Raw genomic sequence first — 16778 nt, 5'->3', positions numbered from 1 at the left:
CTCCAGGGTATCGGGCCGCTCGGAGGATGTGCCCCCGCCCACCGGATCCGGTGGGCGGGGGCGGGTCGGCGGGCGGGTCGGGCGGGCGGCGGACCAGGGGGTCAGCGCAGCGCCGATTCCAGTGCGCGGGCCAGGTCCACGGCCTCCTCGTCGGGGAGGAGGGAGCCGTCCGGACGGGTCACGTACAGGGTGTCGACGGCGTTCGCGCCCAGGGTGGAGACGTGGGCGCTGCGGACGCGGACGTCGGCTCCTTCCAGGGCGCGGCCGATGCGGTGGAGGAGGCCGGGGGCGTCCTGGGCGCGGACTTCGATGACGGTGGCGAGGCGGGAGTGGGCGGCGGCGACGGTGACGCGGGGCGGCGGGGCGGTGAGGCCGCGCCGGCGCGGGTAGGCGGCCTCGCGTTCGGCGAGGCGGGCGGGGATGTCGAGGGAGCCGTCGAGGGCGCGGACGAGGTCGGCGCGGAGGCGGGCGGCCTCGGGCAGGGAGCCGTACTCGGCGGCGACGCGCCAGTCGAGTACGAGGACGGCGCCGGAGCCGTCGCCGGAGCCGTCGCCGGATCCGGATCCAGGGCCGTCGCCGGATCCGGTTCCAGGGCCGTCGCCGATTCCGGCGGGGAGGTCGACGGCGCGGAGGTCGGCGGCGCGGACGGTGAGCCGGTGGAGGGCGAGGACTCCGGCGACGGCGGGGAGGACCCCGGGCTGGTCGGGCAGGGCGATGAGGAGTTCGACGCCGACGGGTTCGGGGGTGTCGGCGCCGGAGGCGCCGGAGGCGTCCGAGGCATCGGGAGCGTCGGGGGTGACGGGCTGCTCGGTGCGGGTGTGGAGGGTGAGGACGGGTTCGCCGGTGCGCAGGGCCTCGATCGCGAGGCGTTCCTGTTCGGCGCTGGGGGCGGCGGCCTCGGGGTCGGGGAGGGGTTCGCCCGCGAGGACGCCTGCGACCCGCTTGACCAGGTCGGCGACGAGGGAGGCACGCCAGGAGGACCAGGCGGCGGGGCCGGTGGCGAGTGCGTCGGCCTCGGTGAGGGCGTGCAGCAGTTCGAGGGTGCCGAGGGTGCCGACGGCGTCGGCGACGGACTGGACGGTGGCGGGGTCGTCGAGGTCGCGGCGGGTGGCGGTCTCGACGAGGAGCAGGTGGTGGCGGACGGCGGTGGCGATGATGCCGGTGTCGGTGCGGTCGAAGCCGATGCGGGTGGCGAGGTCGCGGGCGATGGTCTCGCCGGCGACGGAGTGGTCGCCGGGCCAGCCCTTGCCGATGTCGTGGAGGAGGGCGGCGACGAGGAGGAGGTCGGGGCGGCCGACGCGGCGGGTGAGGGAGGCGGCGCGTACGGCGGTCTCGACGAGGTGGCGGTCGACGGTCCAGGTGTGGACGGGGTTGCGCTGGGGGCGGCAGCGCACGCGCTCCCAGTCGGGGAGCAGCCGGGTGACGAGCCCCTCCGCCTCCAGGGCCTCCCAGACGGGCACGGTCGCCTCGCCCGCGCCGAGGAGGGTGACGAGTTCCTCGCGGGCCTCGGCGGGCCACGGTACGGGCAGGGGGCGGGCGGCGGCCGCGAGGCGGCGTACGGCGTGCAGGGAGATCGGCAGGCCGGACTGGGCGGCTGCCGCGGCGGCCCGCAGGGGCAGGACGGGGTCGCGTTCGGGTTTGGCGGCGAGGGCGAGGACGACTTCGCCGTCCATCTCGACGACGCCTTCGGCGAGGGGGGTGCGTTCGACGGGCGCCTTCGCGCCACCGACCCGAGCGCCACCCACCCGGCCGCCGGCCTTGGCGCCGCCCGAGCGGCCGCCGAGGAGGGTGCGCAGCCGGGGTCTGGCCGAGCGGGCCTTGAGGACGCGGTTGACCTCGCGCCAGGTGACGTCGGTGGCGTACGAGATGGTCCGGGCGGCCTCGTACACCTCGCGGAGCAGGGTGTCGGCGTCGAGGATGCCGAGTTCCCGTGCGACCGCGTCCTGTTCCTGGAGGGCGAGCCGGTCGGTGGCCCGGCCGGTCGCGAGGTGCAGGGCGTCGCGGGCGTCGAGGAGGCGGCGGCGGGCGCCGTCGAGCCCTTCGCGGGGGGCGTCGGCGAGCCAGGAGGCGGCGACCGCGCGGAGTACCTGGGCGTCGCGCAGGCCGCCTCTGGCCTCTTTGAGGTCGGGTTCGAGGAGGAACTGGAGCTCCCCCATGCGGTCGGCGCGCTCGCGGCAGAGTTCGTCGAGTTCGGGGAGGCGCCGGGGTGCCTGGTTGCGCCAGTCGGCGAGGACGGTGGTGCGCAGGGCGGCGACGAGGCCGACGTCGCCGGCGACGTGCCGGGCGTCGAGGAGGCCGAGGTGGACCTTGAGGTCCTCGCCGGCGGTGGTGCGGGCCTCGGCTGGGGTGCGGACGGAGTGGTCGAGGGCCATGCCCAGGTCCCAGACGGGGTACCAGATCCGGTCGGCGAGGGCGGCGACGGCGGCCTTGTCGGCGCTGCCGTCGTGGAGCAGGAGGAGGTCGAGGTCGCTGCGGGGGGAGAGTTCGGCGCGGCCGTAGCCGCCGACGGCGACGAGGGCGGTCCCGCGGGGCGGTGCGGCGGCGGCGAAGAGGGCGGCCAGCCAGTCGTCGGTGAGGCGGGCGAGGGCGGCACGGCGCGGCGGCCCGGACCGCTCCTTCTCGTGGAGAAGGAGCAGCCGGGCCGCCGCGTAACCGCCGGGTCCCGCATCGTCGTTCTGCGTACGCGCTTCGAGGCTCGTCACCCGGCGGCTCCTTCGTGTGCTTACAGTGCGTCCGGACCGCGTTCGCCGGTGCGGACCCGTACGGCGGTCTCGACCGGCACGCTCCACACCTTGCCGTCTCCGATCTTGCCGGTTCGGGCGGCTTTCACGACGACGTCGATGAGCTGTTCGGCGTCCTCGTCCTCGACGAGGACCTCGATGCGGATCTTGGGGACGAGGTCGACGGTGTACTCGGCGCCCCGGTAGACCTCGGTGTGGCCGCGCTGGCGTCCGTATCCGCTGGCCTCGGTGACGGTGAGGCCGTGGACGCCGAAGGCCTGGAGGGCCTCCTTGATCTCGTCGAGCCGGTGCGGCTTGACGACCGCGGTGATGAGCTTCATGCGTCCACCTTCTTGTTCGCCGTGACGGCCGGGGCGGGGGCGGTGGAGCGCGAGGACGCGCCGCCACCGGCTCCGCTGAAGTCGTACGCGGTCTCGGCGTGCTCGACCTGGTCGATGCCGGAGACCTCGTCGTCCTCGCTGACCCGCATCCCCATCGTCTTGTCGATGATCAGGGCGAGGACCGCGGAGGCGATCAGAGAGTAGGCGAGGACGGCGAGGACTCCGACGGCCTGCTTGCCGAGCTGGTCGAGGCCGCCGCCGTAGAAGAGGCCCTTGGCCTCGGACTGGACGCCGCCGGTGGCGAAGAGGCCGACGAGGAGGGAGCCGATGACACCGCCGACGAGGTGGACGCCGATGACGTCGAGGGAGTCGTCGTAGCCGAACTTGTACTTGAGGCCGACGGCCATGGCGCAGAGCAGGCCGGCGATGGCGCCGACGGCGATCGCGCCGAGCGGGCTGACGGCGCCGCCGGACGGGGTGATGGCGACGAGGCCGGCGACGGCGCCGGAGGCGGCACCGAGGGTGGTGAAGGAGCCGTGGCGGACCTTCTCGTACGCGAGCCAGGCGAGCATGGCGGCGGCGGTGGCGACCTGGGTGTTGACGAACATCACGGCGCCGACGCCGTCGTCGTTGCCGAGCCACGAGCCGGCGTTGAAGCCGAACCAGCCGAACCAGAGAAGACCGGCGCCCAGCATGACCAGCGGGAGGCTGTGCGGGCGCATCGGGTCCTTCTTGAAGCCGACGCGCTTGCCGATGACGAGGATCACGCCGAGGGCCGCGGCACCGGCGTTGATGTGGACCGCCGTACCGCCGGCGAAGTCGATGACGCCCAGCTCGAAGAGCCAGCCGCCGGCGCCCCAGACCCAGTGGGCGACGGGGAAGTAGACGACGGTGACCCAGAGGGTGATGAAGAGGGCCCAGGCGGTGAACTTGACGCGGTCGGCGAGGGCGCCGCTGATCAGGGCGGGCGTGAGGATCGCGAACATCAGCTGGAAGACGGCGAAGACGTAGACCGGGATGGTGTAGCCGTCCCAGAGCTCGGTGACGCCGATGCCGCTGAGGCCGACGTACTCGGAGGACCAGCCGATGATCGATCCGATGTCGGTGCCGAAGGCGAGGCTGAAGCCGAAGAGCACCCAGAGGATCGTGACGATCCCGAGGCTGATGAAGCTCATCATCAGCATGTTCAGGGTGGACTTGACGCGGACCATGCCTCCGTAGAAGAAGGCGAGAGCCGGGGTCATCAGCATGACCAGGGCTGAGCAGATGAGCATGAACCCGGTGTTGGCGGCAGACAGCTCGGGGGCGTCTGCTGCCAGGGTCGTGATGGCTGGTGCCATCGGCGTCTCCTCGTCGTCAATGCGGCCTGTGCGGGGCGGGGCCGGGGAGCGGTCGGCCGTGAGGGGCGTGGCCGGTTATGGGCCAGAGATTCGCGCAGCGCGGTTTCCGCCGATGCCGCTCGATGTTTCGGCGCAGTGACGAAGGGGTGGGGCGTGTTACGCGACCGTGAACGGCCGGGTCACGGGGATGTAACGGCCTCGTTCTCTCCCCGCGGAAATCAAACCGGCCGCGCCGGCGTCCGTGTGACCTTGCGGCGGGGGAGCCGAGTCGGGCAGTACGGGACGTCCGGCGCGGCCGGGGTCTGGAGGGGCCGCCCGGTGCGGGGCGGGGCCGTGCGAGGGGCTCCGGGAGGGGCGCGGGAAGCACCTCGGGCGGGGCGCGGGAGGGGGTCAGACCGCTTCGGCGGCCTCGGGCAGGAGCTGGGTGAGCCGGTCGGTGAGCTGGACGACCTCGGCGACGTCGCTGTAGTTGCGGGCGGCGTGGTCGACGGTCTTGCGGAGCCGGGTGTTGACGCGCTCGGAGCGGATGCTGCGGGCGACGCCGAGGGCCTTCTCCGCGAGGACGACGGACTGCTCGGGCTCGCGCTTGAGCAGGTGGACCGTGGCCATGCCGATCAGGTTGAGCGCGTACGACCGCTGGTGGTCGGGGTCCTTCTCGAAGAGCTCGACGGCCCGCTCCATGACGGGTTCGGCGAGGGAGGCGTAGGTCGGTGAGCGACCGGCGACGTAGGCGAGGTCGCGGTAGGAGTGGGAGTTCTCGCCGTTGAGCTCGGCCTCGGAGAAGAAGCCGATCCAGTCGGGCTCGGGCTCGCCGTCGAGGCCGACGTCGGAGAAGGTGTCCTCGGCCATCCGCACGGCCCGCTTGCACTTGGAGGGCTGGCCCATGTTGGCGTAGGCGCGGGCCTCCATCGCATACAGCATCGCCTGGGTGCGGGAGGTGGCGCAGTCGCGACTGCCGTACTGGGCGAGGTGGATGAGTTCGAGGGCGTCGTCGGGCCGGCCGAGGTGGATCATCTGGCGGCTCATGGAGGACAGGATGTACGAGCCGAGGGGCTTGTCGCCGGCCTCCTTGGCGGCGTGCAGCGCGAGCACGAAGTACTTCTGGGCGGTGGGCTGGAGGCCCACGTCGTAGCTCATCCAGCCGGCGAGTTCGGCGAGTTCGGCTGCGCAGGTGAAGAGGCGCTTGGCGGTGGCGGCGGGCTGGGGCTCCTGAAGGAGGTCGGTGACCTCGTGGAGCTGTCCGACGACGGCCTTGCGGCGCAGTCCCCCGCCGCACTGGGCGTCCCACTTGCGGAACATGGCGGTGGTGGATTCGAGGAGGTCGAGCTCGATGTCGGAGAGCCGGTTGGGGCGGCGGCTGTCGGCGAGGGACTCGGGGCGCTCGATGTCGGTGACCGGGGTGGGGACGAGCCAGCGCTGCATGGGCTCGATGAGAGCGGGTCCGGCGGCGAGGGAGAGCGAGGAGCCGAGGAAGCCGCGCCGGGCGAGCATGAGGTCGCTGCGGGAGAACTCGCTGAGCAGGGCGACGGTCTGCGGCCCGGCCCAGGGCAGGTCCACGCCGGAGACCGACGGGGACTGGTGGGCGGTGCGCAGGCCGAGGTCCTCGACGGCGACGACGGAGCCGAAGCGCTCGGAGAACAGCTCGGCGAGGATCCGCGGGATGGGCTCGCGGGGCTGCTCGCCGTCGAGCCAGCGGCGGACGCGCGAGGTGTCGGTGGAGATGTGGTGCGCGCCCATCTGGCGCGCCCTGCGGTTCACCTGACGTGCCAGTTCGCCCTTGGACCAGCCGCTGCGCACGAACCACGAGCCCAGCTGCTCGTTCGGGCGCTTGCCGGCAGTCGTACCGTCTGCGCCGTTGCCGCCCACTGGAACGCCCCCATCCACCTGATTGCCTGTCATGCGAACCCCTATCAGAATGCCGCCTCGCACGGCCGCTCGTCCGGGGTTCTGACTCCTTCGAACTGGAAACCGGGTTGCCTCCGGCATACCCGTGCGCGCAAGCGGCCCCGGGGTTCGAGTACCGAAAGTAACCCTACGATCACCTCTCCCGTGAGGGCGATTCAAGAAACGCCACCATTCGCCACCCCTTCGAATGAACTCGCCACGCGTCGGACGCGATTCACTTGACATGCGACGAACCGGAGTCGGCGGACGGATGCGCGGAGAGGCGTGCGCGACGGCCCGCACCACCCCGCCCGCGACCGCACGCCACATACGGCGACGGATCGTGACCAAAGGTGACGACGACGCTCCGGGTCGTAACCACCGGCGCGTTCGACCCGTTGGAGGGGGCATGGGCTTCACGATCGGCGGCATTCGTGAGATGCGGTCCGGCGCGCGCCGCCGCGTACGCACCACGGAGTGCACAGCGGTGGCCGAGTACACGGGACTGTGGGGCTGGGACGTGGTCCCCGGGGCACGGGCGGCGTCCGGCCGGTGCTCCTGCGGGGATCCGGCGTGTACGGCTCCGGGGGCGCATCCACTCTCCTTCGCCGCGCCGGTCCCGGCGGGCGCCGGCCTCGACGACGCGACGAAGGCCTGGGCGGAGTACCCGGGGGCGGCGCTGATGCTTCCGGTGGGCCGGGCCTTCGACGTGATCGAGGTCGCGGAGGCGGCGGGCCGCCGGGCGCTCGTCCGGCTGGAGCGCATGGGGCTGCCGCTGGGTCCGGTGTGCGCGACGCCGACGGGCCGGGCGCGGTTCTTCGTGGCGCCGGGCGCGGCGGCCGAGCTGCCGCGGCTCCTCTACCGGATGGGCTGGGACGACGCCGATCTGGACCTGCACTGTCTGGGGCCCGGCGCCCACATCACCGCTCCCCCGTCGGATCTGGGCGGGCTCGGGCCGGTGCGCTGGCTGCGGCCGCCGACCCTGGACACGGCGGGCGCCCCGCCGGAGGCGCGGCTGCTGCTCGGGACGCTGGCGTACATCTGTCACCGGACGCACTTCTGAGGACGCACTTCTGACCCTCGGACACGCGTGAGGGCCCCCGCCGGTTCGTGGCGGGGGCCCTCACGTGTGTTCCCGTACGGCGGTCAGTCGCCGATCAGGGCGTCGACGAAGGCACCCGGCTCGAACGGGGCCAGGTCGTCCGGGCCCTCGCCCAGGCCGATCAGCTTGACCGGGACGCCCAGCTCGCGCTGGACGGCGACGACGATGCCGCCCTTGGCGGTGCCGTCGAGCTTGGTCAGGACGATGCCGGTGATGTCGACGACCTCGGCGAAGACGCGGGCCTGGATGAGGCCGTTCTGGCCGGTGGTGGCGTCGAGGACGAGGAGGATCTCGTCGAGCGGGCCGTGCTTCTCGACGACGCGCTTGACCTTGCCGAGCTCGTCCATGAGGCCGGTCTTGGTGTGGAGGCGGCCGGCGGTGTCGATGAGGACGACGTCCGCGCCCTCGGCGATGCCCTCCTTGACCGCGTCGAAGGCGATCGACGCCGGGTCGCCGCCCTCGGGTCCGCGCACGGTGCGGGCGCCGACGCGCTCGCCCCAGGTCTGGAGCTGGTCGGCCGCGGCGGCCCGGAAGGTGTCGGCGGCGCCGAGCACGACCGACTTGCCGTCGGCGACCAGGACGCGGGCCAGCTTGCCGGTGGTGGTGGTCTTGCCGGTGCCGTTGACGCCGACGACCATGACCACGCCCGGGACGTCCGACGGGCTCTCGGTGTGCACCGTGCGGTCGAGGTCGGGGCCGAGGAGGGCGATCAGCTCCTCGCGGAGCAGGCCGCGCAGTTCGTCCGGGGTGCGGGTGCCGAGCACCCTGACCCGCTCGCGCAGCCGCTCGACGAGCTCCTGCGTGGGGGCGACGCCGACGTCGGCGGTGAGAAGGGTCTCCTCGATCTCCTCCCAGGTGTCCTCGTCGAGGTGCTCGCGGGACAGGAGCGTCAGGAGCCCCTTGCCGAGCGAGTTCTGGGAGCGGGCGAGCCGGGCACGGAGCCGTACGAGACGGCCGGCGGTCGGCTCGGGCACCTCGATCGCGGGAGCCTCGGGCTCCTCGACGACCGGGGCCTCGGCGACCGGGGCCTCCTCGGGGAGCTCGACCTCCTCGACCGTGCGGCGTGGTTCCTCCCGCGGCGTCTCCGCCTCCTCGCCGACGTGCGGTTCGGCGGGCGGAGCGGTGATGGTCGGCGTGGTGGACGGCGGCTCGGCCGGCGGCAGCTGCTTCTTCTTGCGGCCGCTGATCACGAGCCCGCTCGTCACGGCGACCGCGACGACCAGAGCGATGACTACAGCAAGGATGAGTTCCATAACTCAACCAGTATGGCGTGACCTCGCCCGTGCCCCCTCGTTCTCCCGGCGAGGGCCTGCCCCTCCGGGCCGGGCTGGTCCGCCGTTCGGCCGAGCGCCGACGAGAAGCCCCTAGGGGCGGAGTCACAACGGGACCAGTATCGGATCCCGTCCAGGTGCGCGAGGCGCACCCAAGGGGTGCGTCAGCCCATTCTGTGGGCTGACGCACCCTTTGCTTGTTAGGCCGCGAATGTACGATGTTCGAACCCCCCACACATTCGTACGGAGTACCCCCATGTCCCACGACGCCTCCGAAGGCGCAGGCGCGACGCACGACGGCGCGATGGAGACCCGCGGTCTCGAGCCCGTCCCCGACGCCGAGCGGACCGGTCGGGTCCGCGAGCTGTTCCCGACCTGGGTCGCGGCCAACATCAGTGTGCTGCTGCTCACGATGGGTGCCGGTCTGATCGTCTTCAACGGCCTGAACTTCTGGCAGGTCCTGACCGTGGCGATCGCCGCGCCCGTGCTCTCGTACGGGATCGTCGGGCTGATCTCGATCGCGGGGAAGCGCGGCGGCGCGCCCGGCATGGCGCTGTCGCGGGCCGTGTTCGGTCAGCGCGGAAACCTTTTTCCTGGTGCGCTGATCTGGGTCGCCCGCTGGGGCTGGGAGACCATCAACGCGGTGACCGGCGCCTACGCGGTGCTGACCGTGCTCGACCTGCTCTTCGGCGTGAAGTCGAACACGCTCCTCATCGTGGTGACGCTGCTGCTCTTCGTCACCTGCACCTTCCTGGTCTCGGGTCTCGGGATCAACGCGCTGCGGGTGTGCAGCAAGTGGTCCACGTACGTCTTCGGCGCGTTCTCCGTCCTCGTCCTGGTCTATCTGGTGGCGAACACCGACTGGTCCGCGGTCTTCGACAAGCCGGCCGGTTCGACCGCGATGATGGTCGCGGGCATCGGCACGATCGCGGCCGGCGGCATCAGCTGGGTCCCCTCGGGCCCCGACTTCACCCGCTACCTGCCCCGTACGGCCTCCTCGAAGGCCATGGTCGGCTCGACGATCGGCGGCGCCGGGATCGTGGTCCTGCCGATGGTGCTGATGGGCGCGGTGATGGCGGTGTCCACGCCGGACCTGGCCTCGGCGCAGGACCCGGTCTCCTTCATCGGCGAGCTGCTCCCGATGTGGATCTCCGTGCCGTACCTGGTGGTCGCCCTGCTCGGGATGCTGCTGATCAACTCGATGTCGATGTACTCGGCCGGGTTCACGGCGCAGACGCTGGGCATCAAGGTGTCGCGCGCCGCGGCGGTCAGCGTGAACGCCGTGATCAGCCTGGTCTTCGGCTTCCTGCTGATGGTGGTGGCGACCAGCTTCATCGGTTCGTTCATCTCCTTCCTCACCCTGCTCGCGGTGGCGTTCTCGGCCTGGATCGGGGTCTTCGGCGTGGACATGCTGCGCCGGACGTCGTACGACGCGGTGGCGCTGATGGACACCACCAGGACCAGTGCCTACTGGTACCGGGGCGGCTTCGCGTGGCAGGCGATGACGGCGTGGGCCGTGGCGCTGCTCGTGGGCCTGCTGTTCACGAAGGTCGACTGGTTCTCGGGTCCGCTGGCCTCGTCGTGGATCGGTGAGAACGGCCTCGGCTGGGCGGCGACGATCGTGGTGGCGGGCGCGCTGTACGCCGTGCTGCCGCGGACTCCCGCTCCTGGGAAGGCTTCGGCGGAGCCCGCCGAGGCGCGCGAGACCGTATCCATCTGACGCTACGTCAGATAACGTCCCCCTTCGCCGGATCCCACGAGCGGAGGGGGACTTCCCATGCCCTTCACAGTCGTACGGTTCAACCTCGTCGACCCGCACGCGACCCCCGTCTCCCTCGCGGCCCGCTACCGGGCCGCCGTCGAGATGGCCGCCCACGCCGACGCGCACGGGGTCGACACCGTCCAGACCGAGGAGCACCACGGCGTCGCGAACAACTGGCTGCCCTCGCCCTTCGCCTTCGCGGGCGCGGTCTTCGGGGCGACGAAGAGGATCGCGGTCACCGTCTCGGCGATCATCGGGCCGCTGCACGACCCGCTGCGGCTGGCCGAGGACATCGCGGTCCTGGACCTGCTCAGCGGGGGCCGGCTGGTGACGGTGGCGGGGATCGGCTACCGGCCGGAGGAGTACGAGGAGCGCGGGGTCGACTGGGGCCGGCGCGGGAAGCTCCAGGACCTGCTCCTGGAGACCCTGCTGACGGCCTGGAAGGGCGAGCCCTTCACGTATCAGGGCCGTACGGTACGGGTCACCCCGCGGCCGCTCACCCAGCCGCATCCGATGCTCCTGGTCGGGGGCTCGTCGCGGGCGGCGGCACGGCGGGCGGCCCGGATCGGGCTGCCGTTCTTCCCGAGCGCGCACCTGCCGGAGCTCGACGCGTACTACCGGGAGCGGTGCGCCGAGTACGGCACGGAGGGCTGGACGATGATGCCGGCCGAGGAGACGCCGCTGCTGCACCTGTCGGAGGATCCGGACCGGACCTGGGCGGAGTACGGGGAGCACTTCCTGCACGAGGCGCGGACGTACGCCTCCTGGCAGTCGAAGGACATCCGGTCGGCGGTGCGGTCGGCGGCGACGACGGTGGAGGAGCTGCGCGCGGAGGGGGTGTACCGGGTGGTGACCCCGGAGGAGTGCGTGGCGCTCGGCCTGGAGAGCCTGGTGCTGCATCCGCTGTGCGGCGGGATGCCGGTCGAGGAGGGGTGGCGGAGCCTGCGGCTGTTCTGCGACGGCGTACTGCCCGGGCTCAAGGCGTGACGACGCCTCACGGCGTACTGCCCCGGCTCAAGGCGTGAGGCCTCGGGCCGGGGCAGTTCCGTGGGTGAGGAGAGGGGCAGCGGGGGGTTAGCCCATCTCCTCCAACGCCTTGCCCTTGGTCTCCTTGACGTACCGGAGCACGAAGGGGATCGAGAGCACGGCGAAGAACGTGTAGATCATGTAGGTAGCGGAGAGGTTCCAGTCCGCGAGCGACGGGAAGCTCGCGGTGATGGCCCAGTTGGCGATCCACTGGGCGGAGGCGGCGACGCCCAGGGCGGCGGCGCGGATCCGGTTGGGGAACATCTCGCCGAGGAAGACCCAGACCACGACGCCCCAGGAGAGGGCGAAGAAGAGGACGAAGACGTGGGCGGCGACGAGCGCCACGACGCCCTGGGTCTCGGGGAGCTTGCCGTCGACGAGGTCGGCGGAGAAGGCCCAGGCCTCGAAGGCGAGGGCGATCGCCATGCCGACGGAGCCGACGAGGGCGAGCGGCTTGCGGCCGACGCGGTCGACCAGGACCATCGCGATCACGGTGCCGATGATGTTGATGATCGACGTGGTGAACGAGTAGAAGAACGAGCTGGACGGGTCGATGCCGACGGACTGCCACAGCGTCGAGGAGTAGTAGAAGGCGACGTTGATGCCGACGAGCTGCTGGAAGACGGAGAGTCCGATGCCGACCCAGACGATGGGCAGCAGCTTGAAGCGGCGGCCGGCGACCATCAGGTCCTTGAAGGTGGACTTGTGCTCGCTGCGCATGGCCCGGTCGATCTCCTCGACGCGCGCGTCGAGGTCGACGCCGTGCCCCTCGACCTCGGCGAGGACCTCCTTGGCCCGGTCGGTCTTGCCGACGGAGATGAGGAAGCGCGGGGACTCGGGGATGGCGAAGGACAGCATGCCGTAGAGGAGCGCGGGGACGACCATCACGCCGAGCATCCACTGCCAGGCCTCGAGCCCGCCGATCTCGCCGCGTTGGTCCCCGTCGGCGAGCTGGAGGATGCCGTAGTTGACCAGCTGGGAGATGGCGATGCCGATGACGATCGCGGCCTGCTGGAAGGAGCCGAGGCGGCCGCGGTAGGCGGCGGGGGCGACCTCGGCGATGTACGCGGGGCCGATGACCGAGGCCATGCCGATGGCGAAGCCGCCGATGACGCGCCAGAAGGCCAGGTCCCAGAGGGCGAAGGGCAGGGCGGAGCCGACGGCGCTGACGGCGAAGAGGACCGCGGAGATCTGCATGCAGCGGATGCGGCCGATGCGGTCGGCGATCCGGCCGGCGGTCGCGGCGCCGATGGCGCAGCCGATCAGCGCGATGGCGATGACCTGGGCGAGCGTGCCGGAGCCGATGTCGTAGCGGTCGCGGATCGCCTCGACGGCGCCGTTGATGACGGAGCTGTCGTAGCCGAAGAGGAAGCCGCCCATCGCGGCGGAGGCCGTGATGAAGATGACGTGGCCGAGGTGGTCAGGATGGGCCGCTCGGCCTTCGGACGGCGGCGGCGTGGGCGCCTGCGCGGTACTGGTCACATGGACTCCTGGGTGGGGGGCAAGCCCTTCCAGTGGCGCACAACTTCACGCCGCTCACCACGTGAAGGTAAAAGCAACGTTGCAGAGACTATGCCTTCAAGTTTCGAAGTCAATAGTCGATGTCGTATGACTTTATAGACGCGACGAGGTTACTTAGGTTCAAGACTTGAAGTGACGAACGTCAGCGGAGTCGCTGGCTGATCACCTTCGAGACGCCGTCGCCCTGCATGGACACGCCGTACAGCGCGTCCGCGACCTCCATCGTCCGCTTCTGGTGCGTGATCACGATCAGCTGCGAGGACTCCTGGAGCTCCTCCATGATCCGGATCAGCCGCTGGAGGTTGGTGTCGTCGAGCGCCGCCTCGACCTCGTCCATCACGTAGAACGGGCTGGGCCTGGCCTTGAAGATCGAGACGAGCAGCGCCACGGCCGTGAGCGACCGCTCGCCGCCGGAGAGCAGCGAGAGCCGCTTGACCTTCTTGCCCGGCGGACGGGCCTCCACGTCGACGCCGGTGGTGAGCATGTTGCCCGGGTCGGTGAGGACGAGACGGCCCTCGCCGCCCGGGAAGAGTCGCGAGAAGACGCCCTCGAACTCCCTGGCCGTGTCCCGGTACGCCTCCGTGAAGACCTGCTCGACCCGTACGTCGACCTCCTTCACGACCTGAAGGAGGTCGGTCCGGGTCTTCTTCAGGTCCTCCAGCTGCTCGGAGAGGAACCGGTGCCGCTCCTCCAGGGCCGCGAACTCCTCCAGGGCCAGCGGATTGACCTTGCCGAGCTGGTGGTACGCCCGTTCGGCGGCTTTGAGCCGCTTCTCCTGCTCCGAACGGACGAACGGGCGCGGCCGGGCCTGCGGGTCGTCGGAGCCATCGTCGGAGCCGCCCTCGGCGCCGGAGCCGGAGCCGGCCTCGGCGTCCACGGACGGTGACGGGGGTACGGGCTGGTCGGGGCCGTACTCGGCGACCAGCGCGGTCGCCTCCACCCCGAACTCCTCCAGGGCCTTCGCCTCCAGCTGTTCGATCCGCAGCCGCTTCTCCGCACCGAGCACCTCGCCCCGGTGGACCGAGTCGGTCAGCTTGTCGAGCTCGGCCTTGAGGTCCCGGGCGCGGGCGCGGGCCACCGTGAGCCCCTGCTCACGATCCCCCCTCGCCGCTTGGGCCGCCACCCGTTCCCGCTCGGCGCGGACGAGCGAGACCTCGACGTGGGCCAGGAGCCCGCGGGCTCCGGCGGCGACCGCGCCCGCGACCCGTCGCTCGTGCCGGAGGCGGGCCCGGCGCTGCTCGGCACGCGCGCGTGCCTCGCGTTCGGCGCGGGCGGCCCGGTCGAGGGAGTCGGCCCGGCCGGCGAGTGCCTTGACCCGCTCCTCGTGGGTACGGGCCTGGAGCCGCGCCTCCATCTCGGTCTGGCGCGCGTTGGAGCCGTCGACGGAGAGCCGGTCGCGGACGGAGGTGTCGGGCTCGTCCTCCCCGTCCCCGTAGGCGGTGGCCTCCTGGGCGACGAGGAGCCGTTCGGCCAGTTCCTCCGCCTCGCCGACGGCCTTCTCCAGGGCCTCCTGGGCGCGGGCGACGGCCGCCGCGGTCCGCTCGGCCTCCCCCGCCGCTCCCCTGGCCTGCCCGGCGAGCCGTCCCAGCTCCTTGGCGACGGCCGACTTCTCCCGCTCGGCGGCCCGGCGGCTCGCGTCCAGCTCCTCGACGAGCGCCCCCGCGGTACGGCGCCGCTCGTCGGCCTCGCGATGTGCGGTGGTCAACGCCTCGCACCGTACGGTCAGTTCGTCGAGCTCGGCGGCGGCTTCGGCCACCGAGGCCCGGACTTCCAGCAGGCTGGGCGCGCCGGCGGAGCCGCCGTGGGCGAAGTGCCCGCCGAGCAGGTCCCCTTCGGCGGTGACGGCGGTCAGGCCGGGCCGGGACCTGACCAGCTCCTCGGCCTCGTCGAGGCCGTCGACGACGACCACTCCGGCCAGCAGGCGGCGGACGGCGGGCAGGAGTTCGGCGGGGCCGCGCACCAGGTCGGCGGCGCTCCGGCAGCCCTCGGCGCCGGCGGCGGGGGACGGTTCCGGGGCGCCGGTCAGGAGGAGGGAGGCGCGGCCCGCGTCCTGCTTGCGGAGGAGGCGGAGGGCCTCGGCCGCGGCGGCCGGTCCGGTGGCGGCGACCGCGTCGGCGGCGGCGCCGAGCGCGGCGGCCACGGGGATCTCGTATCCCGGGGTGACGGTGAGGAGTTCGGCGGCGGGGCCGAGGAGTCCGGTGACGCCCGCGGAGAGCAGGGCGCCCGTGCCGTCCTTGCGGCGCAGGCCGAGGGCGAGGGTGTCGTGCCGGGCGCGGGTCGCGGCCCGGGTCCGTTCGGCGGTGCCGAGCGCGTCGCGGGCGGCGCCCAGTTCGGCCTCGGCGTCGGCCCGTTCGCGGCGGGCCGCCTCATACCGCTCGCCGTGCTCGCCGTCCGCGGCGTCGAGGCCCTCGACCTCGGCCGTGAGCTGCTCGTACTCCTCCTGGGCGGCGACCGCCCGCTCCGCCGCCTCGTCGCGGGCGGCGGCCAGCCGGTCGATCTCGGCCTGGGCGGCGGCGGCGCGAGAGCGGGCCGCGTTCACCTGGCCGTGGAGCCGGGCGAGGCCCTCGCGCCGGTCGGCGATGGACCGGGCCGCGTCCTTGAGGCGGCGTTCCTCCGCCGTCAGGGCGCGTTCGAGCTCCGCCCGGTGGGCGACGGTGTCCTCCAGGGCGCGCTCGGCCGCGTCCAGAGCGGCTTCGAGCTCGGCCTCCTGCTCGCGGACGCGGGCGGCCTCCCGCTCCAGGTCCTCGGGGTCGCGGCCGCGCCGCTCCTCGGCGGGGGCGTCGTCGGCGCTCTTCACGCGCGCGTCGGCGAGGGAGATCGTGCTCCGGACCCGTTCGGCGAGCTGCGAGAGGGCGTACCAGCTCTGCTGGGCTCGTTCGAGCCGGGGCGCGAGGGCGCCGACCTCGGCTTCGAGTTCCGTCTCGCGGGCGAGCGCGGTGCGCAGCGCGGTCTCGGTGGCCTCCTTGCGGGCGAGGAGCGCCGCCTCGTCGGCGACCTCGGCGGTGAGCGCACGCTGGAGCCGGGCCAGGTCGTCGGCGAGGAGGCGGAGGCGGGCGTCGCGGAGGTCGGCCTGGATGACGACGGCGCGGCGGGCGACGGCGGCCTGGCGGCCGAGGGGCTTGAGCTGGCGGCGCAGTTCGTCGGTGAGGTCCTGGACGCGCGCGAGGTTGGCCTGCATCGCGTCCAGCTTCCGCAGCGCCTTCTCTTTCCGCTTGCGGTGCTTGAGGACTCCGGAGGCCTCCTCGATGAAGGCGCGGCGGCCCATCGGGTCGGCGTGCAGGACGGAGTCGAGCTGTCCCTGGCCGACGATGACGTGCATCTCGCGTCCGATGCCGGAGTCGGAGAGCAGGTCCTGGATGTCGAGCAGGCGGCAGGTGTCGCCGTTGATCTGGTACTCGCTGCTGCCGCCCCGGAACATGATCCGGGTGATGGTGACCTCGGCGTAGTCGATGGGCAGCGCGCCGTCGGAGTTGTCGATGGTCAGCGAGACCTCGGCGCGGCCGAGCGGCGGGCGCCCGGTCGTGCCGGCGAAGATGACGTCCTCCATCTTGCCGCCGCGCAGCGACTTGGCACCCTGTTCGCCCATGACCCAGGACAGGGCGTCCACGACATTGGACTTGCCCGATCCGTTGGGCCCCACGACACAGGTGATCCCGGGTTCGAACCGCAGGGTCGTGGCCGAGGCGAACGACTTGAATCCGCGGAGGGTCAGGGCCTTGAGGTGCACCCCGGGGACTCTACCGGGGCAGGCGCGTTTCACCCGCGAAGGTGTAGGGCAGATCATCGGGTGAGGAGGGGTGGCCAGGTAGGG

Annotated in this window: 10 protein-coding genes; 3 read left to right on the top strand and 7 right to left on the bottom strand. The window is 72.4% G+C overall.

The features are described 5' to 3' along the window. Window positions 1-101: 101 nt before the first annotated feature. The 4 genes from ACZ6K0_RS08040 to nsdA form a co-directional block, all read right to left on the bottom strand. A complete protein-coding gene (locus ACZ6K0_RS08040) occupies window positions 102-2702 on the bottom strand; it encodes a [protein-PII] uridylyltransferase (protein ID WP_469227543.1) in 2601 nt (866 codons plus the stop codon). Window positions 2703-2722: 20 nt separating this feature from the next. Then, window positions 2723-3061, bottom strand: coding sequence for a P-II family nitrogen regulator (locus tag ACZ6K0_RS08035; protein WP_015036464.1), 339 nt, complete (start codon window positions 3059-3061; stop codon window positions 2723-2725). Then, window positions 3058-4401 (bottom strand): ammonium transporter, encoded by a 1344-nt coding sequence (locus tag ACZ6K0_RS08030; RefSeq protein WP_376409525.1) that lies wholly within the window; start codon window positions 4399-4401, stop codon window positions 3058-3060. The genes ACZ6K0_RS08035 and ACZ6K0_RS08030 overlap by 4 nt, the downstream gene beginning before the upstream one ends. A gap of 390 nt (window positions 4402-4791) precedes the next feature. After that, window positions 4792-6267, bottom strand: a complete 1476-nt coding sequence (gene nsdA / locus ACZ6K0_RS08025) for a transcriptional repressor NsdA (protein ID WP_376409809.1) — start codon at window positions 6265-6267, stop codon at window positions 4792-4794. Window positions 6268-6694: 427 nt separating this feature from the next. On the opposite strand from nsdA, the gene ACZ6K0_RS08020 reads away from it, so the two are divergent. Then, window positions 6695-7348 (top strand): bifunctional DNA primase/polymerase, encoded by a 654-nt coding sequence (locus ACZ6K0_RS08020; RefSeq protein ID WP_376409522.1) that lies wholly within the window; start codon window positions 6695-6697, stop codon window positions 7346-7348. An 83-nt stretch (window positions 7349-7431) separates the two neighbouring features. Here the strand turns inward: ACZ6K0_RS08020 and ftsY are convergent, their stop codons facing one another. Continuing rightward, the gene (gene ftsY / locus ACZ6K0_RS08015; protein ID WP_469227544.1) at window positions 7432-8640 is read right to left on the bottom strand and encodes a signal recognition particle-docking protein FtsY; all 1209 of its coding nucleotides are present in this window, start codon (window positions 8638-8640) and stop codon (window positions 7432-7434) included. Between the two features lie 274 nt (window positions 8641-8914). On the opposite strand from ftsY, the gene ACZ6K0_RS08010 reads away from it, so the two are divergent. Continuing rightward, entirely contained in the window at window positions 8915-10378 is a 1464-nt protein-coding gene (locus ACZ6K0_RS08010) for a cytosine permease (protein WP_376409516.1), read from the top strand. Between the two features lie 57 nt (window positions 10379-10435). Next, window positions 10436-11407: an LLM class flavin-dependent oxidoreductase gene (locus ACZ6K0_RS08005; RefSeq protein ID WP_469227545.1), complete on the top strand. Its 972-nt coding sequence runs from the start codon at window positions 10436-10438 to the stop codon at window positions 11405-11407. 87 nt (window positions 11408-11494) lie between these two features. Here the strand turns inward: ACZ6K0_RS08005 and ACZ6K0_RS08000 are convergent, their stop codons facing one another. Then, window positions 11495-12928: a sugar porter family MFS transporter gene (locus tag ACZ6K0_RS08000; protein ID WP_376409511.1), complete on the bottom strand. Its 1434-nt coding sequence runs from the start codon at window positions 12926-12928 to the stop codon at window positions 11495-11497. Window positions 12929-13109: 181 nt separating this feature from the next. Beyond that, the gene (gene smc, locus ACZ6K0_RS07995) at window positions 13110-16694 is read right to left on the bottom strand and encodes a chromosome segregation protein SMC (protein WP_469227546.1); all 3585 of its coding nucleotides are present in this window, start codon (window positions 16692-16694) and stop codon (window positions 13110-13112) included. Window positions 16695-16778 lie beyond the last annotated feature (84 nt).

It is taken from the genome of Streptomyces sp. NPDC042346 (genome assembly GCF_055581845.1).
This window is presented reverse-complemented; position numbering and strand designations above follow the sequence as displayed.

Excerpts from the sequence above, each read along its gene's own strand:
- ACZ6K0_RS08035 (WP_015036464.1), bottom strand. The coding sequence starts at position 3,061 with ATGAAGCTCATCACCGCGGTCGTCAAGCCGCACCGGCTCGACGAGATC.
- ACZ6K0_RS08030 (WP_376409525.1), bottom strand. The coding sequence starts at position 4,401 with ATGGCACCAGCCATCACGACCCTGGCAGCAGACGCCCCCGAGCTGTCT.
- ACZ6K0_RS08020 (WP_376409522.1), top strand. The coding sequence starts at position 6,695 with ATGGGCTTCACGATCGGCGGCATTCGTGAGATGCGGTCCGGCGCGCGC.
- ftsY (WP_469227544.1), bottom strand. The coding sequence starts at position 8,640 with ATGGAACTCATCCTTGCTGTAGTCATCGCTCTGGTCGTCGCGGTCGCC.
- ACZ6K0_RS08010 (WP_376409516.1), top strand. The coding sequence starts at position 8,915 with ATGTCCCACGACGCCTCCGAAGGCGCAGGCGCGACGCACGACGGCGCG.
- ACZ6K0_RS08005 (WP_469227545.1), top strand. The coding sequence starts at position 10,436 with ATGCCCTTCACAGTCGTACGGTTCAACCTCGTCGACCCGCACGCGACC.